The sequence below is a fragment of the Porphyrobacter sp. AAP60 genome, assembly GCF_001296025.1.
Classification (GTDB): Bacteria; Pseudomonadota; Alphaproteobacteria; order Sphingomonadales; family Sphingomonadaceae; genus Erythrobacter.
In genome coordinates this window covers 583538-607458 of record NZ_LJHV01000008.1, presented here as the reverse complement: position 1 = coordinate 607458, position 23921 = coordinate 583538, and the positions used below count along the sequence as shown (strand labels likewise).

21 protein-coding genes are annotated in these 23921 nt (G+C 63.9%); 9 read left to right on the top strand and 12 right to left on the bottom strand.

Features of this window, described 5'->3' with window-relative positions:
* Positions 1–84: 84 nt before the first annotated feature.
* The 3 genes from IP79_RS08855 to IP79_RS08845 all read left to right on the top strand — a co-directional run bounded on the left by IP79_RS08855 (position 85) and on the right by IP79_RS08845 (position 3514).
* Entirely contained in the window at positions 85–1326 is a 1242-nt protein-coding gene (locus IP79_RS08855; protein ID WP_054118842.1) for a CoA transferase, read from the top strand.
* 90 nt (positions 1327–1416) lie between these two features.
* Entirely contained in the window at positions 1417–2643 is a 1227-nt protein-coding gene (locus IP79_RS08850; RefSeq protein WP_054118841.1) for an acetyl-CoA C-acetyltransferase, read from the top strand.
* A 10-nt stretch (positions 2644–2653) separates the two neighbouring features.
* Complete coding sequence (locus IP79_RS08845; protein ID WP_233994142.1) at positions 2654–3514, top strand: FAS1-like dehydratase domain-containing protein; 861 nt, start codon at positions 2654–2656, stop codon at positions 3512–3514.
* A 121-nt stretch (positions 3515–3635) separates the two neighbouring features.
* Here the strand turns inward: IP79_RS08845 and ppk2 are convergent, their stop codons facing one another.
* Positions 3636–4409 carry a polyphosphate kinase 2 gene (gene ppk2, locus IP79_RS08840; RefSeq protein ID WP_054118840.1) on the bottom strand — a complete coding sequence of 258 codons (774 nt, stop codon included), beginning with the start codon at positions 4407–4409 and terminating at the stop codon, positions 3636–3638.
* 104 nt (positions 4410–4513) lie between these two features.
* On the opposite strand from ppk2, the gene phhA reads away from it, so the two are divergent.
* Positions 4514–5404, top strand: a complete 891-nt coding sequence (phhA, locus tag IP79_RS08835) for a phenylalanine 4-monooxygenase (RefSeq protein WP_156318234.1) — start codon at positions 4514–4516, stop codon at positions 5402–5404.
* A gap of 81 nt (positions 5405–5485) precedes the next feature.
* On the opposite strand, the gene IP79_RS08830 is transcribed toward phhA, so the two are convergent.
* From IP79_RS08830 to IP79_RS08810, 5 genes are all read right to left on the bottom strand, one after another.
* The gene (locus tag IP79_RS08830) at positions 5486–5755 is read right to left on the bottom strand and encodes a hypothetical protein (RefSeq protein WP_054118838.1); all 270 of its coding nucleotides are present in this window, start codon (positions 5753–5755) and stop codon (positions 5486–5488) included.
* 95 nt (positions 5756–5850) lie between these two features.
* On the bottom strand, positions 5851–6135 hold the full coding sequence (locus IP79_RS08825; RefSeq protein WP_233994141.1) for a hypothetical protein: 285 nt from the start codon (positions 6133–6135) through the stop codon (positions 5851–5853).
* Positions 6136–6205: 70 nt separating this feature from the next.
* Positions 6206–7000, bottom strand: coding sequence for an undecaprenyl-diphosphate phosphatase (locus tag IP79_RS08820; protein ID WP_054118837.1), 795 nt, complete (start codon positions 6998–7000; stop codon positions 6206–6208).
* A gap of 55 nt (positions 7001–7055) precedes the next feature.
* Entirely contained in the window at positions 7056–9260 is a 2205-nt protein-coding gene (locus IP79_RS08815; protein ID WP_054118836.1) for a M13 family metallopeptidase, read from the bottom strand.
* Between the two features lie 139 nt (positions 9261–9399).
* Entirely contained in the window at positions 9400–11262 is a 1863-nt protein-coding gene (locus tag IP79_RS08810) for an ABC transporter transmembrane domain-containing protein (RefSeq protein ID WP_054118835.1), read from the bottom strand.
* Positions 11263–11444: 182 nt separating this feature from the next.
* Here IP79_RS08810 and IP79_RS08805 point away from each other — a divergent pair, with 182 nt between their 5' ends.
* Positions 11445–12692 (top strand): polyhydroxyalkanoate depolymerase, encoded by a 1248-nt coding sequence (locus tag IP79_RS08805; protein WP_054118834.1) that lies wholly within the window; start codon positions 11445–11447, stop codon positions 12690–12692.
* Here IP79_RS08805 and IP79_RS08800 read toward each other — a convergent pair.
* On the bottom strand, positions 12689–14740 hold the full coding sequence (locus tag IP79_RS08800) for a GMC family oxidoreductase N-terminal domain-containing protein (protein WP_054118833.1): 2052 nt from the start codon (positions 14738–14740) through the stop codon (positions 12689–12691). The two genes, IP79_RS08805 and IP79_RS08800, sit on opposite strands and share 4 nt — an antisense overlap.
* A gap of 73 nt (positions 14741–14813) precedes the next feature.
* A complete protein-coding gene (ung, locus tag IP79_RS08795; protein WP_054118832.1) occupies positions 14814–15500 on the bottom strand; it encodes a uracil-DNA glycosylase in 687 nt (228 codons plus the stop codon).
* An 82-nt stretch (positions 15501–15582) separates the two neighbouring features.
* Between ung and IP79_RS08790 the strand changes: the two genes are divergently transcribed.
* The 4 genes from IP79_RS08790 to IP79_RS08775 are packed head-to-tail and all read left to right on the top strand — an operon-like array spanning position 15583 to position 18281.
* Entirely contained in the window at positions 15583–16374 is a 792-nt protein-coding gene (locus IP79_RS08790; protein WP_054118831.1) for a hypothetical protein, read from the top strand.
* A 23-nt stretch (positions 16375–16397) separates the two neighbouring features.
* Positions 16398–17018, top strand: a complete 621-nt coding sequence (locus IP79_RS08785) for a ribonuclease D (RefSeq protein WP_054118830.1) — start codon at positions 16398–16400, stop codon at positions 17016–17018.
* Between the two features lie 25 nt (positions 17019–17043).
* Entirely contained in the window at positions 17044–17715 is a 672-nt protein-coding gene (gene lptC, locus IP79_RS08780) for an LPS export ABC transporter periplasmic protein LptC (protein ID WP_082337111.1), read from the top strand.
* The gene (locus IP79_RS08775) at positions 17712–18281 is read left to right on the top strand and encodes an LptA/OstA family protein (RefSeq protein ID WP_054118828.1); all 570 of its coding nucleotides are present in this window, start codon (positions 17712–17714) and stop codon (positions 18279–18281) included. The genes lptC and IP79_RS08775 overlap by 4 nt, the downstream gene beginning before the upstream one ends.
* 32 nt (positions 18282–18313) lie before the next feature.
* On the opposite strand, the gene IP79_RS08770 is transcribed toward IP79_RS08775, so the two are convergent.
* The 4 genes from IP79_RS08770 to leuS form a co-directional block, all read right to left on the bottom strand.
* The gene (locus IP79_RS08770; protein ID WP_054118827.1) at positions 18314–19717 is read right to left on the bottom strand and encodes a sugar transferase; all 1404 of its coding nucleotides are present in this window, start codon (positions 19715–19717) and stop codon (positions 18314–18316) included.
* Positions 19718–19825: 108 nt separating this feature from the next.
* Positions 19826–20890 carry a DNA polymerase III subunit delta gene (locus IP79_RS08765; RefSeq protein WP_054118826.1) on the bottom strand — a complete coding sequence of 355 codons (1065 nt, stop codon included), beginning with the start codon at positions 20888–20890 and terminating at the stop codon, positions 19826–19828.
* Positions 20887–21399, bottom strand: coding sequence for an LPS assembly lipoprotein LptE (gene lptE, locus IP79_RS08760; protein WP_054118825.1), 513 nt, complete (start codon positions 21397–21399; stop codon positions 20887–20889). The genes IP79_RS08765 and lptE overlap by 4 nt, the downstream gene beginning before the upstream one ends.
* Positions 21399–23918 carry a leucine--tRNA ligase gene (gene leuS, locus IP79_RS08755; protein WP_054118824.1) on the bottom strand — a complete coding sequence of 840 codons (2520 nt, stop codon included), beginning with the start codon at positions 23916–23918 and terminating at the stop codon, positions 21399–21401. Before leuS ends, lptE begins: the two co-directional genes overlap by 1 nt.
* Positions 23919–23921 lie beyond the last annotated feature (3 nt).

The following is a 23921-nucleotide window of genomic DNA, read 5'->3' as shown; positions in this document are numbered from 1 at the left end:
GCTTCATTCCCCTCCCGCAAGCGGGAGGGGCGCGAGACTTGCGAGCTTGCTCGCTAGTCGCAGCCGGGTGGGCCTGAGCAACCGATGTATAATCTCCTCAACGACCTGAGCATCGTCGAAGTCTCCAGCTTTGTCGCATCGCCCACCGCAGGGCTGTATTGCGCGCAGATGGGAGCGGAGGTGATCCGCGTCGATCACAAGGCCGGCGGGCTCGATTACAACCGTTACATGCTGACCCGCGAAGGCCGGAGCCTGTCGTGGGAAAACCTCAACCGCGCCAAGAAATCACTCGCGCTTGACCTCCAGTCGGGCGAGGGGCGTGAGCTGCTGGTGGAACTTGCCGCCAGCGTCGGCCAGTGCATCACCAACCTGCCGGAGCGCAGCTTCCTCAGCCACGCCGCGATGGCCGCCAAGCGCGCCGACATGATCTCCCTGCGCGTGATGGGCTGGCATGACGGGCGCCAGGCGATGGACTTCACCGTCAACGCCGCCGCAGGGTATCCGCTGATGTGCGGGCCGGAGGATTGGGACCCGGCGACAGCCCCGCCAGTCAATCAGGTGCTGCCCGCGTGGGATTTCATCACCGGGGCTTACGGCGCGTTTGCCATGCTTGCCGCGCTGCGTCACCGCGACCGCACCGGTGAAGGCAATGAAGTGCGCCTGCCGCTGGGCGACGTTGCGATCGGCACCATGGCGAATGCGGGGCTGATGGCCGAAGTGCTCTATCGCGGCGGTGACCGTGAACGGCTGGGCAATGCGATCTGGGGAGCGTTCGGGCGCGATTTCCGCAGCCGTGACGGCGTACGCTTCATGGTCGCCGCGCTGACGCCCAAGCAATGGGGCGGATTGGTGAAAGCCTTCGGGGTGCAAGGCGGCATCGCCGTGCTGGAAGCAGAATTCGGCGTGCATTTTGCCGACGGGGACACGCCGCGCTTTCAGCACCGCGCGGAACTGTTCGCGCTGTTCCAGAACGCGGCGGGCACGATGGATTATGCCGAACTCGAAGCGCGCATGGCCGCAGAAGGCTGCACCTTCGAACGCTATCGCACCGCATACGAGGCCGCGAACGACCCGGTGCTGGTGGCGGATAACCCGCTGTTCGGCCCGGCGCCCGCCAACCCTTCGGGCTTTGACTATCCCGCCCCCCGCAGCTTCGCGAATTTTGCAGGCCGCGAGGCGGGCGATCCTGCACCTGCGCCCTACCTCGGCCAGCATTCCGAGGAAGTACTCAGCGAAAAACTCGGCCTGTCGTCGGGCGCGATCGGCAAGCTGGTCGATGCGGGGACGGTGGCGCTTTCGGATCAACACACCAACGGTTCGGGCTGAGCTTGTCGAAGCCCTGCACTTTTCTTTCCGCACTCGGGCACAAAGAAGGACGGCCCTTCGACAAGCTCAGGGCGAACGGAGTTTAGATTTATGACCAGAAGAGCCGCCATTTGCACCCCGCTGCGCACCCCCGTGGGCAAGTTCCTAGGCGGGCTTTCCAGCATGAACGCCGGCCAATTGGGCGCGGTGATCCTGAAGGCGTTGATGGAGCGTTCCGGGATCGATCCGACCCGCGTAGACGACGTGGTGTTCAGCCAGGGCTATGGCAATGGCGAGGCACCGGCGATCGGCCACTGGGCGTGGCTGGCGGCAGGCCTGCCCATCGAAGTGCCCGGCTTCCAGCTCGACCGGCGCTGCGGATCGGGCGTGCAGGCGGTGGCCACGGCGGCGATGATGGTCGAGACCGGCATGGCCGATGTGGTCGTGGCGGGCGGTGTGGAAAGCATGTCCAACGTTGAGCACTACACATTGCAGGGTCGCGGCGGCGCGCGGATGGGTGATATTACGCTCTACGACCGCCTCAGCCGCGGGCGCGTGATGAGCCAGCCGGTCGAACGTTTCGGGGTGATCACCGGCATGATCGAAACCGCCGAAAACCTCGCCAAGGATTACGGCATTTCGCGCGAGGCAGCCGATGCCTTCGCCGTGCGCAGCCACCAGAATGCGGCAAAGGCTTGGGCAGATGGCAAGTTTGCCGAGCAGTTGGTGCCGGTCACGATCCCGCAGCGAAAGGGTGATCCGGTCATCTTCGACCACGACGAAGGCTACCGCACCGATGCCAGCATGGAGACGCTGGGCAAGCTTGCGCCCATCGATGGCAGGCGCGACCCCGCAGCCATCGTCACGGCTGGCAATGCCAGCCAGCAGAACGATGCGGCAGCGGCGTGCCTTGTGGTGGCCGAGGACAAGCTGGAGGAACTGGGCCTCACCCCGATGCTGTGGTTCGGCGGCTGGGCGGCGGCAGGCTGCGATCCGTCGCGCATGGGTATCGGCCCGGTGCCTGCGACAGAGCGCCTGTTCGCGCGGCGCGGGTATACGTGGGACGACATCGGCATGGTCGAACTCAACGAAGCCTTCGCGCCGCAGGTGCTCGCCGTGCTGAAGGGCTGGGGCTGGAGCGAAGACGATTCGCGCCGCGAGATGCTCAACGTCAACGGATCGGGCATCAGCCTCGGCCATCCCATCGGCGCGACCGGCGGGCGGATCCTGGCCGACATGGCGCATGAAATGCACCGGCGCGGGGTGCGTTATGGGCTGGAAACCATGTGCATCGGCGGCGGTCAGGGCATCGCCGCTGTGTTCGAGCGCGCCCAATGAGGAAAACGGTGTGACTTACGAGGCATGGATCGGGCGCGAACAGCGCGCCATGGATCGGCTGGACGAAGGGCTGGCGGCGCGCTGGCTTGCCACCTTCGATTTGCCGCGCCCGCATCCGGCGATCATGCCGCAGGGCATCCACTTCGCGCTCTGCACCCCGCAAGCGCCCACCGCCGCACTGGGCGAGGACGGGCATCCGGCGCGGGACGAAACGCAGGGTAGCTTCCTGCCCCCCTTCCCCCAATTCGGTTCTGGGCCACGCCGCATGTGGGCATCCAGCAAGATTGCCTTTAACGCCCCCATCGCCATGGGCGCGGTGATCGAACGGACGAGCCGCGTTGCTTCGGTCAGCGAGAAGGAGGGCGGATCGGGCCGCCTCGCCTTTGTCGATGTGGAACACTACACCCGCGCCAACGGCACGTTGTCCGTGACCGAAACCCAGACACTGGTCTATCGTGATGCCGCCAGCGCCGATGCACCGCTATCGCCGCCTGCTTTGGGCGCGGGGCAATTCGATCCGGCAGGCTGGGAGGCCAGCCGCACCATCACCCCCGATGCGCGGCTGCTGTTCCGCTATTCGGCGCTGACCTTCAACACCCACCGCATCCACTACGATGCGCCCTATGCGAGCGAGGTCGAGCGGTATCGCGGGCTCGTCGTCCATGGCCCGCTTACTGCAAGCCTGCTGCTGCAACTCGCCGCTACCGAGCTGGGCGCAAACCGGCTGCGGTCGTTCCAATTCCGCGGCCTGTCCCCCGCCATCGCGGGCGAGCCGCTGCATCTGGTGATGCGCGCCATGGCCGAGGGGTACGAACTGGCCGCGTTTGCGGATGACGGGCGGCAGGTGACGGCGGCGTCGGCCACCGTCTAAGCCTCGTCATTGCGAGGTGGGTCGAACTTGTTCGACCGGACGAAGCAATCCATGGCCGGACCTTGGTAAGGCAGACCTCGGGCCATTGATCGCCGCGTCGCTGCGCTCCTCGCGATGACGACTAAAGGTCAAAATCCGCGATCGGCTTCAACACCCTGTAACTTTCCGCCACAGGCTCGTGCCCCAGATCGAGGAAATCAATCGCATCGGGTTCCTCATGGGTATCGGGCACCCGCGAAAGCAGATCGCGCACCAGCGTCAGCCGCCCGCGCCGCTGGTCATTGAAATCCACCAGCGTCCATGGCGCATGATCGGTGTGCGTCGCCTTCAGCATCGCCTCGCGCGCGGCGGTGTAATCATCGTATTTTTCGCGTGCAGCAAGATCGATCGGCGACAGCTTCCAGCGTTTCAGCGGGTCGTCCAGCCGTTCGCGCAGGCGTTCCTCCTGTTGCTGCTGATCGGTGGTCAGCCAGTATTTGAACAGCAGGATGCCATCATCCACCAGCAGCTTTTCAAAAGTCGGCACGGCCTTGAGAAAGGCATCGACCTGCGGTTTCGAAGCGTAACCCATCACCCGTTCGACACCGGCACGGTTGTACCATGACCGGTCGAACAGCACGATCTCGCCCGCTGTGGGCAGATGGGCGACATAGCGCTGGAAATACCATTGTCCCAACTCCGCCTCGGTCGGCTTGGTGAGCGCCACGGTGCGGCACTGGCGCGGGTTCAGCTTTTCGCGCACCGCGCCGATCGCGCCGCCCTTGCCCGCGGTGTCGCGGCCTTCGAACAGCACCACGATCCGCGCGCCGGTCGCCTTGGCCCAGCGCGCCATGCTGACCAGCTCGAGCGTCAGCGGTTCCAGTGCCGCTTCATAATCCTTGCGCTTCATCCCCATGCCTGTCTCCCGATTTGTCCTTGCAGACCGCCAGTGGTAGTATCATTTGCAACGATATGGCCATACACACCGAACTTGATCCCGATTATGCCATCCTGCCAGACATGGCTGGCGATGTCTTCACCGCGCCGCTGGCCAAGCCTGCGCATGTGGGGGAGGACTGGCTGGAACCGGCGCAAACCGCCTACACCGCCGATGACCACGCCGCGTGGAACGATCTGTTCGCCCGCCAGATGGAAGTGCTTCCCGGAAGGGCCTGCACCACCTTTCTGCAGGGGCTGGAAAAGCTCGATCTGGGGCGCGGGGGCATCCCTGAATTCGGCACTCTATCAGAAGAACTGGGCGCGCTGACGGGGTGGAGCGTGGTGCCCGTCCCCATGCTGATCCCCGATCACGTGTTCTTCTGGCATCTGGCCAATCGCCGCTTTCCGGCCGGCAATTTCATCCGTACGCGCGAGACATTCGATTACATCGAGGAACCCGATGTGTTCCACGATGTCTTCGGCCACGTGCCGATGCTGACCGATCCCACCTATGCCGATTACATGCAGGAATATGGCCGCGCCGGGTGGAAGGCGATGCGATACAATCGCCTGAAGGCGCTGGGCGCGCTGTACTGGTACACGGTCGAATTCGGCCTGATCGAAGAGGCCGACGGCGTGCGCGCTTACGGCGCGGGCATCCTGTCAGGCCCCACCGAAGCGCGCTTTGCGGTCGAGGCGGCCAGCCCTAACCGCATCATACTGAACGTCGACCGGGTGATGCGCACCGATTACGTGATCAGCGATCTGCAACCGACCTATTTCGTCATCGAGAGTTTCGCCGATCTCTACCGCCAGACAGTGGAGCGCGATTTCGACAGGCTCTATCGCAGCCTGCCCGCCGGGTTCACCTATGCCAATGCGGCGGTGATCGATGTCGATAATGTGCTGCATCGCGGGACGCAGGAATACCACCTGCGCGGCGGGCGCGGCAGCGGGGCTGTTCCTGTCTGAGGCATAAGAAAGGCGGCCCGGAATGCGCTTCCGGGCCGCCTGATCGCGCTTTGACCATTGCTGACCAGGGAGCGGCTGCGATTATTCTGCTACGACGGCGCCATCATCCATGGCTTCGCCCTTGTCTTCCATGGCATCGGCCTTGTCTTCGGCATTCTCGACCATCGCATCTTCCTGCGCGTCGGTGATCTGGCCGGCATCTTCCATGGCATCGGCTTCAGCTTCGACGCCTTCGACCATGGCGTCACCCTGTTCTTCCATCGCTTCTTCGTTCGGGCCGTCGCAGGCTGCGACCGAAAGGCCCAGTGCGGCGATCATCACGGTGGCGGTATGCTTGAAAGTGATCTTCATGGCGCTCTCCATATTTGCTGGGGGCAGCCAATCGCCTCCCAAGCCAATGATAAGAACGCTCCGCCGGAATTGTTCCGCCGCCGGAAAAAAATAATTCAGGCGCGCGATCCGGCCTTGCGGCTGCGCATCGCGTGATACAGCACCAGTGCCACCGCGCTGACGGCGAGACCCAACCCGAGTCCCAGCAGTGACAGGCTGCCCAGCATCGTACCGTCATTGGCGATTGCGCCTGCGACCACCGACACGACCAGACCCAGCGCAATCTGGCGCAGAATGTCAGCCGGGCCTTCGGTCCGGGCAAGGATCGAAGCCAGCCATCCCAGGGTTGCACCCAGCAGAACAAGCACCAGCAAGGCCATCAGCGAAAGGATCTCCAACACCACCGGTACGCGCCGGTTACTGGCTCAAACCAGCGGGACTGCGAACGGTTCCTGTTATCGCTGGCAACGATCAGAAGAAGTAGAGCAGCGCGCAGCCCATTGCGATGCGGTAAAGCACAAATACCAGCATTGATGCGCGTTGCAGGAACTTCATCAGGAACGCCATGGTCGCGAAGGCCGCGACAAAGGTCATCACCCCGGCAATCAGCGCATCAAGCTGCATCTGGCTGCTGGCCTCCGCCAGGTCGAGCACCGCAAGCAGTCCTGCACCCGTCACCGCCGGGATCGCCAGCAGGAACGAAAACCGCGCCGCCTCCACCCGTCCATATCCCAATGCGCGCGCCGCTGTCATGGTCGCGCCCGACCGGCTGGTACCGGGGATCAGCGCCATGGCCTGCGCGATCCCGACCAGAAGCGCATCGCGCAAGGTCAGGTCTTCATACCGCCGTTCCTGCCGCCCGAACCGGTCCGCGAGCCCCAGCAGCACGCCGAACACGATCAGATTGACAGCCACCAGATCGGTGCTGCGGAAACTATCAAGATAGCCGCCCAGCTTGAGAAACAAGCCCACTGCCACAGCGGGAATGGTGCCAACCACCACCCACAGGAACAGCCGCCGCTGGAGCGGATCATTGCCCAGCCCGATCGTGGCAAAGCCGCCGCGCGCCAGCCCCAGCACATCGCGCCAGAAATAGATGACGATCGCCATCAGCGAACCAACGTGCACCGCGACATCGATCATCGGCCCCTGATCGGGAAAGTCCGTCAGAAACGGAATCAGGATCAGGTGCCCGGACGACGAAATCGGCAGGAATTCGGTGATTCCCTGCACAACAGCGATGAGCAGTAGCTGGAAGAATGTCATGGCCTGCGCTCCATGACAGGGGCGCAGGCCAAGTCAATCCGCTTAGGCGCAGCGCCTACCAGATGCGCACGCGCTCTTCCGGCGGCAGATACATCGCATCGCCCGGCTTCACGCCGAATGCGTCGTACCATTCGTCCAGATTGCGCACGACGCCGTTGACCCGGTATTCTTCCGGGCTGTGGCTGTCGGTGCGCAGGCGGTTGCGGTAGTTTTCCTCGCGCTGGGCCGAACGCCACACCTGCGCCCATGCGATAAAGAAGCGCTGATCGCCGGTCAGCCCGTCGATCACGGGCACATCTTTGCCCTTGGTCGCGATCTTGTAAGCGCGGTACGCCATCGAAAGCCCGCCGACATCGCCGATATTCTCGCCCAGCGTCAGGCGGCCGTTCACACAGGTGGTGCCGTTATCGAGCGGGCAGAACCCGTTATACTGCGCCACCAGTGCATCGCCGAGCTTGTCGAAAGCAGCGCGGTCTTCATCGGTCCACCAGTTGCGCAGTGCGCCGCTGGCATCGGACTTGGAACCCTGATCGTCGAAACCGTGGCCGATTTCATGCCCGATCACGCCGCCAATCGCGCCGTAGTTGACCGCGATATCATTGGTCAGCGCGAAGAACGGCTGTTGCAGGATGCCTGCGGGAAACACGATCTCGTTCTTCACCGAGTTGTAATAGGCGTTCACGGTCTGCGGCAGCATGCCCCATTCGGTGCGGTCGATCGGCTGGCCCAGCTTGGCAACATTATCCGCCTGCCGCCACTTGGCCGCCGCCATGCGGTTGGCAATCGGATCGCCCGCTGTGATCGCAAGACCATCATAGGTTTCAAGATTGGGGCGATAGCCGATCTTGGGATCGAAACTGTCGAGCTTGGCCAGCGCCTGGGTCTTGGTCGCCTCGCCCATCCAGTCGATTTCGGCAATCGATTCGCGCAGCGCGATCCGCAGGTTGACCACCAGCGCGTCCATCGCCGCCTTCTTTTCGGGTGGGAAATAGCGGGCGACATATTCCTTGCCGATCAGCTCGCCCAGCAGGCCTTCGGATTCGCCGATGGCGCGTTTCCAGCGGGGGCGCTGTTCGGGTGTGCCGCGCAGGGTCTTGCCGAAAAATGCGAAGCTGGCGTCGTCAAACCGCTGGGGAAGCACGGCGGCATGGCCCGACAGGAACTCCTTCACCATCCACGCCTGAAGCACCTCGACCGGGGTTTCCGAAAGCAGCGCGAACATGCCGGGCAGGCCGGTGCCGATCTTGGCGAGGGTCGCCTCGTCCAGCTTGTACTGCGCGATTTCCTCGGGCGTCGGCGGCATCAGGCTGACGACGAAACCGGGGCTGCTTTCGATGCCGAGCGCGGAAATCATCGCAGCAACCGGCACATCGCCGCCCATCGCTGCCAATTCATCGGCGGTCAGCAGGTTATAGGTCAGATCACGGTTGCGGCGCACGGTGCGATCCCACGCCACGTTGCGGGCGATAGCGTCTTCGAAGGCATAGACCTTCTCGACCATCGCGGCATCGGCGTAGCCTGCTTCGCCCAGCAGGAAGGCGAGGTATTCCTTATACTTGGTCTGGATCGCCACGCCCTTCTCGGTCGTATCGAGATAGTAATCGCGGTCAGGCAGACCCAGCGCGCCGAGCCTAACCGAAGCAATGTGGCGGTCAGGCTGCTTGGCATCCACGCTGACGCTGGCGCCGATCGGGCTGGGATAGGCGGGATCGGCCCACAGCATGGCAAGATCGTCGAGGGTGGTGGCACCCATGATCCTGTCGAGATGCGGCTTGGCCGGCGCAAGGCCCGCCGCTTCGATCGCGGCGGTATCGAGGTAGGACTGATACGCGCCCACGATCCGCGCTTCATCGGCAGAAAGGCTAGCGGCAGGCTTGGCCAGCAGATCGTCCATCAACGCCTTCACATCGGCCGTGCTCTGTTCGCCGAGCAGGGTGAAGGCACCCAGACGGCTGAATTCGGGCGGCAGCGGGTTGGCGGCGATCCACGGGCCGTTGACATAGGCGTTGAAATCATCGCCCGGCTGCACATCGGTGGCGAGCAGCGCCGGATCGACGCCCCATGTGCCAAAGCTCATCCCCGGCATGGCGGGCGAGGGCGCGAGGACAGATGCCGCGCCGCTGTCTTCCAGCAGCAATTCGATGCCATCGGCATGGTCGTGCGTCTGGTCATTGGCGAACGCAGGTGCGGCAAAGGCGAGCGCTGCGAAAGCAAGCACGGCAGGGCTTGCGCCGAAAAGCGCGGCGGTCTTGTGGATCATGTGCGAAGTCCCCGAAAGCTCTGGAGCAGGCCGATGCCTGCAATTGTCACACTAACGCAGCATCGGGGGAAAGGTTGCTCTTCATCCGGCGATCGATGCGCTTTGTCGAAAAGCGCGGTGTCGAAAATCGCGGCGGGGCTCAGGCTGCGGCGTTGGTGAATTGTAGCCGGGCGAGGCGCGCATAGAGCCCGCCCGCGTTCGACAGCACGTCATGGGTGCCCTGTTCGACAATCCGGCCATCTTCCAGCACCACGATCCGGTCAGCCTTGCGCACCGTGGCAAGGCGGTGGGCGATCACCAGCGTGGTGCGCTGCGCCATCAGCGTATCGAGCGCCTGCTGCACCAGTTGTTCGCTTTCGGCATCCAGCGCGCTGGTCGCCTCGTCCAGCAGCAGGATCGGAGAATCGCGCAGCAGGGCGCGGGCTATCGCGACGCGCTGTTGCTGGCCGCCCGAAAGCTGCGTGCCGCCTTCACCAAGGTATGTGTCGAGCCCTTGCGGCAGTGCGCGCAGGAAGCTTTCGGCATTGGCGGCGCGGGCGGCGTCCCAGATGTTCTCGTCAGTCGCGTCCCACTTGCCATAACGCAGGTTATCGCGGGCATTGGCGCTGAACAGCACCCCGTCCTGCGGCACCAGCGCGAGCCGCGCGCGCACTTCGGCAGGATCGGCGGCGGTAAGCGGCACGCCATCAAGCCGGATGGTGCCCGCCTGCGGATCGTAGAACCGTTCGACCAGCTGGAAGATGGTCGATTTGCCTGCGCCCGACGGGCCGACGATGGCGATGGTTTCGCCCGGCTCGATCTCCAGCGTGAAATCCTTCAGCGCCGCCGTTTCGGGCCGCGCGGGATAGCGGAAGGTGACATTGCGGAAGCTGAGGCTGCCGCGCGGCGGCACCGGCAGGCGTTCAGGCCGGGCGGGCGGAGCGATTTCAGGCCGGGCTTCGAGCAGTTCGGCCAGCCGGCTCGCCGCACCGGCACCGCGCAGCAGATCGCCGTAAACTTCCGTGAGCGATCCCAGCGCGCCTGCCACAATGACACCTGTGAAGACGAAAAAGCCCATGTCTCCCGGTGTGATCGAGCCTTCATTAACCGCCAGCGCGCCGCGCCACATCGCCAGCGTAATCGCGCCGAACACCAGCAGGATCACCACCGATGTCATCGCCGAGCGCAGGATGATGCGCTTGCGCGCTGTGGCGAAGGTTTCCTCCACCACGTCCGCAAACCGCCCGTTCTCGCGCCGCTCCTGCCCGAAGCTCTGCACGATCTTCATCGCCGAGAGCACTTCCGTAACGTAGGCACCAACGTCTGCAATACGATCCTGACTGGTGCGCGAAACCGCACGGATCTTGCGCCCGAAAAACACGATTGGCGCAATCACCAGCGGAATGCCGATCAGCAGGCCCAGTGTCAGCGACGGCGCAAGAAAGATCAGCAACCCGATCCCGCCGATTGCGGTCAGCGAATTGCGCAGCGCGACCGAAACCGTAGTGCCGACCACGTTCTCGATGATCGCGGTATCGCTTGTCATCCGGCTGCTGATTTCCTTGGGGCTGTTGACCTCGTAGAAACCGGGCGACAGCCGCAGCAGATTGTTCTGCACTTTCAGCCGGATATCGGCTACGACCCGTTCCCCCAGCCAGCTCACGAAATAGAATCGCAGCGCGGTGCCGATGCCAAGGATCACCACGATCATCAGCAGATACTGGAATGCGCGGCCGATATCCTCGGGGGTTGCACCTCCACCGAATGCTTCGTCGATGATGACCTTGAACCGCCACGGAATTGCCAGCGTTGCCGCCGAGGTGATCACCAACGCCAGCAGCGCCAAGGCGATCTGGCGCGGGTATTTTCTCGCTGCGTCGAACACCATCCGCAAGGGCGCAAGCGAGCGCGATTTGGGTTCTGTTTCAGCCTCTTGCACAGTTTCCGGCGACAGGACTGCGATCTCAGGCCCGCTATCGGGCTGAGTATCAAGAGTTACGCGATCAGTGGTTTCCCCGTGCATGGTCACCGCGCTCTAGACGCACACGCCGCGAAATTCACGTGCAAAAAGCGATGCACCTGTGCAGCCCCTGCTGGCCCCTCTCGTAATTGTGCGTTGCACAATGGACCGCAAAGGCCCATTTACTTGGGCAAGGCGCCCGCGGGACAGAGGTGCCGGACTGTTCGTTACTTGAGGGTTTCGTAATGCTTTACCATGCTTATGAGCTGCAACGCAGCTGGATGAACAGCGCCAGCGCGCTCGCTTCGATCAGCGCCAACGTGCTCTCGAACCCTGCCAATCCGTTCGGTTATCTGGGGCTGGGGCCGATTGCAGGCCACGCGCTTGATGTGTTCGCCCACGCCACCGCGCCTTATGGCAAGCCCGCTTTCGGCATCACCGAAGTGGAAATCGGCGGCAAGGCCCGAGCCGTCACCGAAACCATCGCATTGAAGCGCCCGTTCGGCGATCTGCTGCACTTCACCGTCGAAGGCACCCCGGCAGACCGTCCGCGCCTGCTGATCGTCGCCCCGATGAGCGGCCATTACGCCACGCTGCTGCGCGGCACGGTGGAACGGATGCTGGAAAGCGCCGATGTGTTCATCACCGATTGGGCCGATGCCAAGATGGTGCCGCAGGACGCGGGCCGCTTCGACCTTGATGAATATATCGATTACCTGATCGAATTTACCGATCATGTTCACGCGGAAGCCGCAGGCCCGCGCATCCACATGATGGCGGTGTGCCAGCCTTCTGTGCCCGCCTTTGCGGCTGTCGCGCTGATGAACCTCCACAAATCACCCGCGACGCCGGCCACGCTCACCATGATGGGCGGGCCGATTGATACGCGCGAATGCCCCACGGTCGTCAACAACATGGCGATGAAGCGTCCGATCGAATGGTTCCGCCAGACGGTGATCGCCACCGTGCCGCACAAATATCCGGGCGCGGGCCGCCGCGTTTATCCCGGCTTCATGCAGCTGAACGCCTTCATGTCGATGAACCTGTCGAGCCACATGATGAGCCATTACGAGATGTTCAAACACCTGACCGTGGGCGACGAAGCCAGTGACGCATCCGCGCAGGCGACCAAGGACTTCTACGACGAATATCGTTCGGTCTGCGACATGACGGCGGAGTTCTACCTCCAGACCGTGGAGGAGGTGTTCCAGAAGCATTCGATCCCCAAGGGCGAATTCCGCCACAAGGGCGAGCTGGTCGACATCACGCAGATCACCGACACCGCGCTGCTCGCCATCGAAGGCGAGCGGGACGATATCTCCGGCCTCGGCCAGACGAAGGCGGCGCTGAAGCTGACGCCGAACCTGCCCGACGATAAAAAGCGGTACTACATGGCCGAAGGCGCGGGCCATTACGGCATCTTCAACGGCAGCCGCTGGCGCGAAAAGGTCGCCCCGGTGGTGGAAGAATGGATCGCCGCCCACGCGGGCTAAGCGAATACCCGCCGCCCGTGAGTCACGCGGTCGGCCATCGCCATGGTGGTCAGCTGCGCGTTGACGCGGATGCAGCTGGGCATGACGCTGGCATCGGCCACCAGCACATTGGTGGTGCCGTGGACCCGCTGATCCAGATCGACCACGCCTTTGGCCGGATCGGCATTGATGGCGTTGCCGCCATGCGGATGGCTTGACGACAACACCACATCGTCGGGTTCGTGGATGTGGTCGCGGAAGAAAGCGTCGATTGCGGCATCGCTCATCCCTGCGTGCAGTGTCTCGCCGTGCAGCAGCGCCGGATAGACCTCCAGCGCGCCGCCTGCGAAATGCACCTTGGTCATCACCGCCAGCGCGCGGCGCAGCACGTCCAGATCGGCCTCTTTCAGTTTGAAGCCGAGCTTGCCGTTCTTGATTGTCCCGCGCCGGTCAGCGGGGAACAGCGCGCCTGCCGACGCCAGCCGGTTATAGTGGTGCATCCGCCGGAAATGTTCATCAAACCAGCCCGGCACCAGCGACGCCATGCTCATCGGCGGCTGGAAATGGCTTTCGATCAGAAAATCGCCGCGATCGATGAAGGTCGCCATCTGGTCTTCATCCCACGCCAGCACCGGATCGGGCATCAGGGCGGGCACGGGGCAGGCAATGTTGAGCGATATGTCCTTGCCGGTGCCAGCAACGCCGCTGGCTGACAGGATGTTGCTGGAGGCAATCGTGCCTGCGGCCACCACCACGCCCTTGGTGATGCCGACCCACTTGGCGCGGCCATCGGGCAGCAGCACGTGTACCGCGCTGGCCACCCGTCTGCCATCGGCGGCGGGCGTTCCCCAGCGGATTTCGATCACCTGCGCATCGGCCAGAATCCGTGCCTTGCGCGGCGCATCCAGCGTGGCGCGCCGCAGGAAGCTTTCCGGCATGGCGCGTTTGCGGCCGTAAGGGCAGCCGGTGTTGCAATAGCCGCAGGAATTGCAGCGGTTGTCCTCCGTTTTCGCGCCCCAGTTCTTGCGGAACCAGCCGGAAATGGCGCGCTGGTCCATCGCATCGCCCGAACCGGCGCGATAGGCATCCCATGCAGCGAGGAGACGTGTGCCGTTGTTGCGCCCCAGCCGCCGGTCGATCTCGTGAATGCCCAGAAACGTCTCGATCCGGTCATAGGATGCAGCCAGCGCCGATGCAGAAACCCCCGCGCCCAGGCCTTCCCACGTGGCCAGCACATCATTGGCATCGGGATGGGTTTCGCCCTCGCGTTCCAGACGCAGGCAGATGCCGTTGTTGATCACCGTCGATCCGCCGACGGTGCGCCCTTGGAAGATGATGATATCACGGTCGCGCGTGGTCTGGATTGCGCCGTCCTTGTAGAGGCTGGATGACATGCGCGCTTCGTGCGGGGTGATCACGCTGCTGGGGAGATAGGGGCCGGCCTCGACAATCAGGACTTCGTAGCCCTGATCGGCAAGGTTGGATGCCGCCACCGCCCCGCCCGCGCCCGATCCGATCACCACCACTTCGACCGAATCGGGAAGAGCGTCCTCGCCGATGAACACCGAGGGCGGCAGATCGTTGGCGGTGTATTCGTCGATCGCGGGATCATCGGGCGTACCGGCCCGGGTGCGGTGGCGCGGCAGGGTAAAGCCGATCGCTTCGAACACCGGATTATCGCGGTTGGCGTCTTCCTCGCCAGCTTGGTCGGGAGCAGGCCCGGCGGCGGTCTGCCAATGGCCGTAATAGCCTGCGTAAACGATGCCGCGAATCCGGGCCATGTCTTGAAACAGATCGACCCTGCTGTGCTTCAGCCGCCGCCTGATCCGCATGATGCGGAACGATCGCGGGGCGAAATGCCACACCGGCCCGCCCAGCACCACCCAGGTGGCGAACACTGAAAGCGCGGTGCTGCCCGGCGTGCTGCCGCGCATGTTGCCGAACATGGCCTGCAGATTGTCGACCACCTGCTGCGGGGTGATGGCCATTTCGTGTGGCTCTGCCAGCATGGTTTCGGCCAGCCTGCGCCAGATCGCGGCAACAAACGGATTGAACGGCTTTTCCTGCATGATGCGACCCCCCGGAAGACTGCTCGCTAGGCTGGCAGGCCCGCAAATGATTGTATGCTTGCGTCGGTTGCGATCACAATTTCCAGTCAATCGCGCCGCGCCCTTGTGCCTCCAGAAAGGCATTGGTCTGGCTGAACGGGCGCGATCCGAAAAAGCCGTTATGGGCAGATAGCGGGCTGGGGTGGGCCGATGCCAATACCAGATGCGCGGGATTGCGGCCCAAGGCCGAAATGCGGCTGGCCTTCTTCTTCGCATGGCTGCCCCACAGGATGAACACCGTCGGCTCCGCGCGTTCTGCCACTGCTGCCACGGCGGCATCGGTGATCGCATCCCACCCGCGCCCCGCGTGGCTACCCGCCTGCCCCGCCTCCACCGTCAGCGTATTGTTGAGCAGCAACACCCCCTGCCGCGCCCACGGCGTCAGATCGCCGGTGGTGGCACGCGGCAGACCGCAATCCGCCTCCAGTTCCTTGTAGATGTTCACCAGCGAAGGCGGCAGCCGGGTGCCGCCTTGCACCGAGAAAGCAAGGCCATGTGCCTGCCCCGGCCCATGATAGGGGTCCTGCCCCAGAATCACGCAGCGCACGTCGGTCAGCGGCGTCAGCGCCAGCGCGGCCAGCCGCGTCCCGCGTGGCGGAAAAACCTGTTTGCCTGCCGCTTCCTCGGCCTTCAGCCAGCCGCCCAGCTGCCTCGCTTCGGGTGTCGCCAATGCCGGTTCAAGCGCGGCACGCCAGCTTTCGGGGATGGTTTCGGCAGTCATGGGGCAGGAACCTACACCCCGTAGCGCCCACCGCGCCACTGCGGCCTTCCCCGCTTTCCCCGATCAGGATAAGCGTGGTGTCATGGACACCCGATTTCTGCGAGCAAACCTCGCTCCTCCGATCCTCGCAACCAATCGCCGCCCGCCCCGCGCGACCGCGATAAGGCGCGTGTTGCTGAGCGTTGCGGCACTCGCCTGCCTTGGTAACAACGGGGCCAACGACGAGCCGGCGCAGCCGCAGCCAGCGGACATCACCGGAATCTATAGTGGCAGCTCGTTTGAAACCTACATGGGGCTGCAGATTGCCGCAGACGGAACCTTTGGCTGGGAACTGTCGGTCGGCGGGCTCGATCTGCGTTCGCGCGGTGTGTGGGAGATGCGCGATGGCGCGGTGCATTTCACCACCCGGCCGACACCTGTGCCACCCGAATTCCGCTTCGTTCGGCTGGAGCCGGGGGACGAGCCTGCCGAACATATCCTGCAGGTCAACGTCACCGGCCCGCGCGGCCGCCCCTTCACCAATGCCGATACCCTGATCGAATGCGCCAACGGCGCGCGGATTTACGATTTCGTCGCAGGCAGCGGCGCCTATCGCGACGGCTACAGCCCCGATGACTGCGACACGCCCGTTGCCGTGACGGTCGAGCAATCGAATTACAACGTAACCTCGCCGCGATATGATCTTGCGGCGTTGGGGTGGCAGCCGGGTCAGGCGCTGCGTCTCGAATTCGTGCCCAATGATATCGGCGTCTTCGATCTCACCGGAATGCACGGCACCTTTCACGATGGCATTCTCGCGGTCGATGGCCCGCTTGGCGTGGTGGACTTTCGCAAGGTCGGCGAAGAGCCGCCACTCGGGCCTTCCCCTCCCTAACCAATCCGCGTAGGGCACTGCCCATGGCTGTTCATTTCCACGAAGAAGACCTCCCCGCCGGCGTGCTGGTGAATGATCGCGCGATCGCGGTCGATACCGAAACCATGGGCCTGATCACCCCGCGTGACCGGCTGTGCGTGGTGCAATTGTCCGACGGCACGGGCGATGAACACCTCGTCCGCTTCGGCCCCGGCAGCGCCTATGATGCGCCGAACCTGAAGGCAGTGCTGGGCGATCCGGCGCGGGTGAAAATCTACCACTTTGGCCGGTTCGATCTGGCCGCGATCCAGCATTACCTTGGCGTGATGGCCGGGCCGGTGTTCTGCACCAAGATCGCCAGCAAGCTGGTGCGCACCTATACTGATCGCCACGGGCTGAAGAACCTGGTCGAAGAATTGCTGGGCGAGAATATCTCCAAGCATCAGCAAAGTTCCGACTGGGGCGGCCCCGTGCTCTCCGATGCCCAGCGCGATTACGCCGCATCCGATGTGCGTTACCTGCACCGCCTTCGCGATGAGTTGACTCTGCGGCTGGAGCGCGAGGGGCGCACCGATCTGGCGCAGGCCTGTTTCGATTTCCTCCCCGCCCGCGCGCTGCTCGACATCGCCGGATGGGCGGAAAACGACATCTTCAGCCATATGTAAGCAACGGTCAGGCAGCGCGATCATCATGGCCCCCGTCCACCAGAGCATGGAAACCAGCGAAGCCAAGGCCTTGCGCAGCCGGCGGCAGCATTTCGCCGCGCCGGGCGGATCGCACGACCGGCTGGTCGGGTTTCTGGCCCGCGCTCTGCCGATGGGCGTCGGCGTGATCGCGGCGCTGATGATCATCACCCCGCTTTCCCCGCGCGGCGAGGTCAGCTTTCTGCTCGATCGCAACAAGGTCGCGCTGATCGATGAACGGCTGAGTGTCGATAATGCCATGTACCGCGGGCGCGACGATCTGGGGCGGCCGTTTTCGCTGATGGCGGGCGAAGCGGTGCAGCGCTCCAGCATTGAAGGGCTGGTGCGGATGCAGGAACTGGTCGCGCAATTGATGCTGACCGATGGCCCCGCGCGATTGAGCGCCGATGGCGGCACCTATGATATCAATGCCGAAACCGTTGCGGTGAATGGCCCGGTGCGGCTGGTCGCTAATGATGGCTATGCGATGGTCGCACGCGGCGTGTCGGTCGATCTCAAGACCCGCATGATGCGCGGCGATGATGGCGTGTCGGGCGAAGTTCCGGCAGGCACCTTCTCCGCCAATTCGATCCGCGCCGATCTGGGCGCACGCACGCTGACGCTGGAAGGCAATGCGCGCATGACCATGGTTCCCGGCCAGTTGAGGATGCCGCGATGACACGACCGAATTCCCCCCTTCCCGTCACGCGCCTGGCATTGATCTGGGCCGCTGGCGGTTTTGCCCTCACCGCAGCGCTGACCGGCGGGATGGCGCTGCACGCGCAGAGCATCGCCGCGCACAATTCCAACGCGCCGGTCAATTACGCTGCCGACCGGATCGAATTGCAGGACCGCGAAAACCGCGTGATCCTTTCGGGCAATGTCGTGATCGATCAGGCCGGATTGTCGATCAGGTCAGCCCGCACGCTGGTGAACTTCAACGACGCCGGATCGCTCAGCATCCAGCGCATCACCGCCACCGGCGGGGTCGAAGTGACGCGCGGCGATGAACGCGCCAGCGGCAATGATGCGATCTATGACGTCAATCGGCGGATCATCACCATGGCAGGCAATGTGCGCCTGCGCCGCGGCACCGATACGCTGAATGGCGGGCGGCTGGTGATCGATCTCAACAGCGGGCTTTCCAGCGTGGATGGCAGCGCGGCTGGCGGAGCATCGGGCAGTGCAGGCAATGGCGGCCGGGTGACCGGCAGCTTCAGCGTGCCGCAGAACCGCAATCAGTAAGCCCGATTAAAAAGCCCGATTAAAAGGCCCGGTCAAAAAGCATTATCGTGTTTCAGCACCATCACGGTGCGTAGCACGATGCCGATATCGCGCTGCAATGACCATCCGGCGATATATTCGAGATCGGATTGCAGCCGGTCGGTCAGATCCTTTTCCCGCTCGGTCGCGCCGCGATGGCCGCGCACCTGCGCCAGCCCCGTCAGCCCCGGCTTCAGGCAATGGCGCTGCCAGTACTTGCGATCCACCTCCCAGAAAAACTTGTTGTTCGCGGTGGAGCCGATCGCGTGCGGGCGCGGGCCGACAATCGACATGTCGCCTTTGAAGACATTGATCAGCTGCGGCAATTCATCGATGCTGGTGCGGCGGATGAAGGCTCCGACGCGGGTGATCCGGTCATCATCGCGCGCGGCTGAACGTGTGCCATTGTGATCAAGCTTGTCGAGGCGCATCGAACGGAACTTGAACACATCGAAAAACTGGTTGCCGCGCCCCAGCCTGCGCTGTTTGAACAATACCGGGCCGCCATCTTCCAGCTTGATCATCAGGGCGGTGATCAGCAACACCGGCGACAGTGCCAGCAATCCGGCAGATGCCACCGCCAGATCGAACAGCCGCTTCAGAATGCGTGCGCGCAGGCCAAGCGGGCCGGTTGATACCACCAGCGTGGTGCGATCCAGCGCATCATAACTATGCACCCCGACAGCGCCCAGCATATGGGCGGGCTCGCTCACGATCTCGCCGTAAACACCGGCCGATTTCAGCATGAAGGCCCAATCCCCGCGCCGTTCACGCGGGCAGCTGACCACCACCTTATCCCGATTGCGCATCAGCTTGCCCAGCCGGTCAAGCACAAAGGGATCGTGGCTGGAAGGATCAAGATTATAATCTGCGGCAGAGATGATCACCGCATCTTCGATGGGAAAGCCCGAACCGCCATCGTCGATCACCAGCCGGTTCGTCACCCGCCCGCCCCAGCGCTTCCGGATAAGCAGCGCGAGCAGGCGGCGAAAGGCCACCAGCAGGATGGCGGTGAACAACAGGCCCAGCGTAACCGCCGCGCGCGAGAAATCCTGATTGGATTTGGTGTAGAAGCCGACGAAGTTGATCAGACCGGCCGAAATTACCAGAGCGATCACAGCTTGGCGCGCAGCAAAGGTCCAGTCAGAAAGCGCCCTGACCCCGTAGGCGCTGTTATACAGAGCAATCGTGAAATAGACCGGCAGCATCGCCTGGGCCGCCAGCATCGAGCGCGGTTCCCACCAGCGTGCCTCCCACACCAGTGCGGCGAGCGCGAAGCTCAGATTGAACAGCACACCATCAAGCAGCAGCATCAAGATGTAGGCGCGCAGCCGGCGCCGTTCGAGTGACGGCGCAATCTTGCTCTCGACCGCCTCGTGCCGGACAGATTCCAGCAGTTTCGGCGTCAAACGATTCATCGAAAAATTACCCTCTAAAGGTGCGACCCCCTAAGGATACCTACCTAAGTCCTAATACACAGGTATGACAAATTTGTGCGAGTGCGAAAAGCGGCTTGTCACATTTCGTTACCGCTTTGCGGCGAATCGCGCGATTTCGGCCAATTCCTGCGCCAATAGCAGCTCTGCAATCTGGCTGTTGGCGAGCAATGTGCGGTGCAGCTGGACGAGTCGCGGGATCACACGGTCAAGCCGGGTTTCGCGCGATCCGCGTGATGCGGGCTGGCTCATTCGCTCGAACTGGTGCGTGATCGCGCGTTCTTCCTTGAAGAAAATGCCAAGCTGCATTTTCTCGCCCGGCCCCAGCGCCTGGATCTTGCCGCCCGCACCGATCCGCGCTGTGATCTGTGCCAATTGCGCCGCGCGCCGTTCCAGCGCCAACGCCACGCCGACCGGGTTCAACCCCAGTTCGCGCAGGCGGTGGACCTCGCCCGCGATCCGGTTCAGCTCCCCGCCCAGCACCGCATTGACCAGCGGGGCCAGCCCGTCTTCCTCCGTGGTCGCGCCGATGGCAGCGTGATCTTCGGGCGTGGCGGGCTTGGGTGATTGCGGATCGGCATCGCAATAAAGCGCCAGCTTGGTGACTTCGGATTGCGCCAGCCGCACATCCAGCCCGGAGGCGCGGGCGATGCGTTCGGCCAGATCCCCGCCCAGCCTGAGGCCCGCCGTATCCGCCATGGCGCGCACGGCGCTTGCCACCGATCCGAGATCGGGCGGGTGGAACATCGCCACCAGCGCATCTTTCCGCTTTTCCAGCAGCTTGGCGGTGCGCGATTTGTCGGTGGCGGACGTGGCGACCACCAGCACCGGGGCGGCGGTGCCCGCGCCCGCCTCGCCGGTTTCGATCAGGATTTGCAGCGCGTCATGCGCCTCGTCCCCGCTGGCGCGCACCCAGATGTGGCGCTGCCCGCCGAACAACGAGGATGACCGCGCCTCGTCCCCCAGCAGCGCGGGATCGCGTTTGAGGTCTGCCCCGGCGATTTCGACCCGATCGCCCGCGTCAGGCAAGGCGGCAGCCACACGGGCGGCGGCGGCACTGGCCCCTGCCTCATCGGGGCCGCAGAAGAAGAAAATGCGGGCAGACAGGGCGCCTTGCGGCAATCCGCGCGCGAAATCGCTGTTCTTTGCTTTCACTGGCCCGCAGCGGCGCGATTGCGCAGCGTCACCGCGATCTGCGTCGCCATCCGGTCGGCGATATCGACGGCGAGATTTTCCAGCGCCTTCTGCTCGGCAGCGATGGTGGCATATTCGGAACTGACCACGTCGATCCCGGCATCGGACCCGGCGGTGGCATCCAGCAGCACCGATCCCGTCGCCAGTTCGACCAGCTGATAGCGGGCGCGCAAAATCCGGCGTTCGCGGCTGATGGTGTCATCATTGAGCACTCCCAGCGCTTCCAGCGAATCGTCCAGCCGCACATCGAGCCGGTACTGCGGCGTCACCTGGCTCGCCCCGTTTCTGGCCACCCCCAGCCGCGCATCGAGCGCGTTCTTGACCAGCCACCCACCGCGCCCCTGGATCGCCGGAACATCAACCGCCGCAATCCCTTGCGCCACCGCCGAAGACCCGCCGCCCGCATACATCGGGGAAAGGCCGCAGGCAGAAAGCGCGAGACAGGCGAACAAGGCAGAAATGGTGCGCATCAGGTAACGATATTCACCAAACGGTCGGGCACCACAATGATCTTGCGGATCGCCGCGCCATCGACCGAGCGTTGCAGATTGGCCGAAGCCAGCGCCAGCGCTTCGAGCGTGTCCTTCGACGCACCCTTGCTTGCGGTCACGGTGTCGCGCAGCTTGCCCATGTGCTGGATCGCGATGGTGACTTCATCATCGACCAGCAGCGCGGGATCGACTGCGGGCCACGGTGCGTCGGCGATCAGGCCTTCTCCCATGCCCGCCCAGACCTCTTCGGCCAGGTGCGGCATCATCGGGGCGGCGAGGTGCACCAGCGCCCGGATCGCGGCGCTGCGGCTGGCAGACGGCGCGGCCTTTTCGACGGTGCCGGTCAGTTCGTAAATGCGCGCCACCGCCTTGTTGAAGCCGAGCGCTTCGATGTCGGTGGCGACGGCAGCGATGGTCTGGTGGGTCTTGCGATCCAGCGCCTTGTCCTCGCCCTCGGCTGTAGCATCATAGGCCGAAAACAACCGCCACAGCCGCTGCACGAAGCGCGCACAACCCTCGATCCCGGCATCCGACCACGGCAGATCGCGTTCCGGCGGCGAATCGGAGAGCATGAACCAGCGCACCGCATCCGCGCCGTGGCGGGCGATGATCGCATCGGGATCGACGACGTTCTTCTTCGACTTCGACATCTTGATGACGCGGCCGACTTCCACAGAGCCATCATCGGCCAGCAGCGTTGCGCCATCGGAGGTGCGATTGATTTCTTCAGGGCCGAAGAAGACCGGAACACCGCGGGCTTCGTCGATCCGGCTATAGGTCTCGTGCGTCACCATCCCCTGCGTGAACAGCGCCGCAAACGGTTCCTGCACCGCAATCTTGCCCATATGCGCCAGCGCCCGCGTCCAGAACCGGGCATAGAGCAGGTGCAGAATCGCGTGCTCCACCCCGCCGATATAGTGCTGCACCGGCAGCCACTTGGCGACCTCTTCCGGGTCGAACGGGCGGTCAGCAGGCTGGCTGGCGAAGCGCAGGAAATACCACGAGGAGTCGACGAAGGTATCGAGCGTATCGGTCTCGCGCCGCGCCGCGGCGCCGCACTTGGGACAATCGACGTGCTTCCACGTGGGGTGCCGTTCCAGCGGATTGCCGGGAATGTCGAAGCTGACATCTTCGGGCAGGGTGACGGGGAGCTGGGCCTTGGGCACCGGCACCACGCCGCAGGCATCGCAGTGGATGAAGGGGATCGGCGTGCCCCAATAGCGTTGCCGCGAAACGCCCCAGTCGCGCAGCCGCCACACGGTGCGCCCTTCGCCCCAGCCGCCGCTTTCGGCGCGGGTGATGACTTCCGCCTTGGCGGCTTCAACCGTCATGCCATCGAGGAAACCGGAGTTCACGATCACCCCGTCGCCCGCCTCGGCCTCACCCTTGAAGGGCTCGTCGGCGCGCGCGGGATCGGTCGCGACCACGCGCAGGATCGGCAGTTCGTATTTGGTGGCGAATTCGAAGTCGCGCTGGTCATGCCCCGGCACGCCCATCACCGCGCCGGTGCCGTATTCCATCAGCACGAAATTGGCGATGAAGACCGGCAATGCAGCCCCGGTGAAGGGATGCCTGGCGGTAATCGGGGTGCGATACCCCAGCTTTTCCGCCGTTTCGAGCGCTGCGGCCGTGGTCGCGCCCTTCTTGCACTGGTCGATGAACGCGGCGACTTCCGGATCGCCCGCCAGCCCTTGGGCAATCGGGTGATCGGCAGCGATGGCGCAGAAACTCGCGCCGAAGATCGTGTCTGGGCGGGTAGAATAGACCGGAAGCTTTCCTCCGTCTGACAGGTCGAAGGTGAACTCCAGCCCTTGGCTCTTGCCGATCCAGTTCTCCTGCATCAGGCGAACCTTCTCGGGCCAGTCCTCGAGGCTCCCCAGCCCGTCGAGCAGATCATCGGCAAAGTCGGTGATCTTCAGGAACCACTGGTTCAGCTTGCGCTTTTCGACCTCGGCGCCGCTGCGCCAGCCCTTGCCGTCGATCACCTGTTCATTGGCGAGCACGGTCATGTCGACCGGATCCCAGTTGACGGTCGATTCCTTGCGGTAGACCAGACCCGCCTCGTACAGATCGGCAAACAGCGCCTGTTCGTGGCCGTAATATTCGGGATCGCAGGTGGCGAATTCGCGCGTCCAGTCCAATGCAAAGCCGATGCGCTGCAATTGCGCCTTCATCTGCGCAATGTTCTGGCGCGTCCACCCGCCGGGATGCACGCCCTTTTCCATCGCCGCGTTTTCCGCCGGCATCCCGAAGGCGTCCCACCCCATCGGGTGCAGCACCTCGAACCCGCGCATCCGCTGATAGCGCGCCAACACATCGCCCATCGTGTAATTGCGCACGTGGCCCATGTGGATGCGCCCCGATGGATAGGGGAACATTTCGAGGATGTAGCTTTTCGGCCTGGGGCTATCGGAATCGGCGGTGAAGGTGCCCGCTTCTTCCCATGCACGCTGCCAGCGTCCGTCGGATTGGGACGGATCGAAACGGGTGTCGGTCATGTA

Coding starts and splice junctions, on each gene's coding strand:
- IP79_RS08855 (WP_054118842.1), top strand. CDS start 85: ATGTATAATCTCCTCAACGACCTGAGCATCGTCGAAGTCTCCAGCTTT.
- IP79_RS08850 (WP_054118841.1), top strand. CDS start 1,417: ATGACCAGAAGAGCCGCCATTTGCACCCCGCTGCGCACCCCCGTGGGC.
- ppk2 (WP_054118840.1), bottom strand. CDS start 4,409: ATGGGGATGAAGCGCAAGGATTATGAAGCGGCACTGGAACCGCTGACG.
- phhA (WP_156318234.1), top strand. CDS start 4,514: ATGGCTGGCGATGTCTTCACCGCGCCGCTGGCCAAGCCTGCGCATGTG.
- IP79_RS08830 (WP_054118838.1), bottom strand. CDS start 5,755: ATGAAGATCACTTTCAAGCATACCGCCACCGTGATGATCGCCGCACTG.
- IP79_RS08820 (WP_054118837.1), bottom strand. CDS start 7,000: ATGACATTCTTCCAGCTACTGCTCATCGCTGTTGTGCAGGGAATCACC.
- IP79_RS08815 (WP_054118836.1), bottom strand. CDS start 9,260: ATGATCCACAAGACCGCCGCGCTTTTCGGCGCAAGCCCTGCCGTGCTT.
- IP79_RS08810 (WP_054118835.1), bottom strand. CDS start 11,262: ATGCACGGGGAAACCACTGATCGCGTAACTCTTGATACTCAGCCCGAT.
- IP79_RS08805 (WP_054118834.1), top strand. CDS start 11,445: ATGCTTTACCATGCTTATGAGCTGCAACGCAGCTGGATGAACAGCGCC.
- IP79_RS08800 (WP_054118833.1), bottom strand. CDS start 14,740: ATGCAGGAAAAGCCGTTCAATCCGTTTGTTGCCGCGATCTGGCGCAGG.
- ung (WP_054118832.1), bottom strand. CDS start 15,500: ATGACTGCCGAAACCATCCCCGAAAGCTGGCGTGCCGCGCTTGAACCG.
- IP79_RS08790 (WP_054118831.1), top strand. CDS start 15,583: ATGGACACCCGATTTCTGCGAGCAAACCTCGCTCCTCCGATCCTCGCA.
- IP79_RS08785 (WP_054118830.1), top strand. CDS start 16,398: ATGGCTGTTCATTTCCACGAAGAAGACCTCCCCGCCGGCGTGCTGGTG.
- lptC (WP_082337111.1), top strand. CDS start 17,044: ATGGCCCCCGTCCACCAGAGCATGGAAACCAGCGAAGCCAAGGCCTTG.
- IP79_RS08775 (WP_054118828.1), top strand. CDS start 17,712: ATGACACGACCGAATTCCCCCCTTCCCGTCACGCGCCTGGCATTGATC.
- IP79_RS08770 (WP_054118827.1), bottom strand. CDS start 19,717: ATGAATCGTTTGACGCCGAAACTGCTGGAATCTGTCCGGCACGAGGCG.
- lptE (WP_054118825.1), bottom strand. CDS start 21,399: ATGCGCACCATTTCTGCCTTGTTCGCCTGTCTCGCGCTTTCTGCCTGC.
- leuS (WP_054118824.1), bottom strand. CDS start 23,918: ATGACCGACACCCGTTTCGATCCGTCCCAATCCGACGGACGCTGGCAG.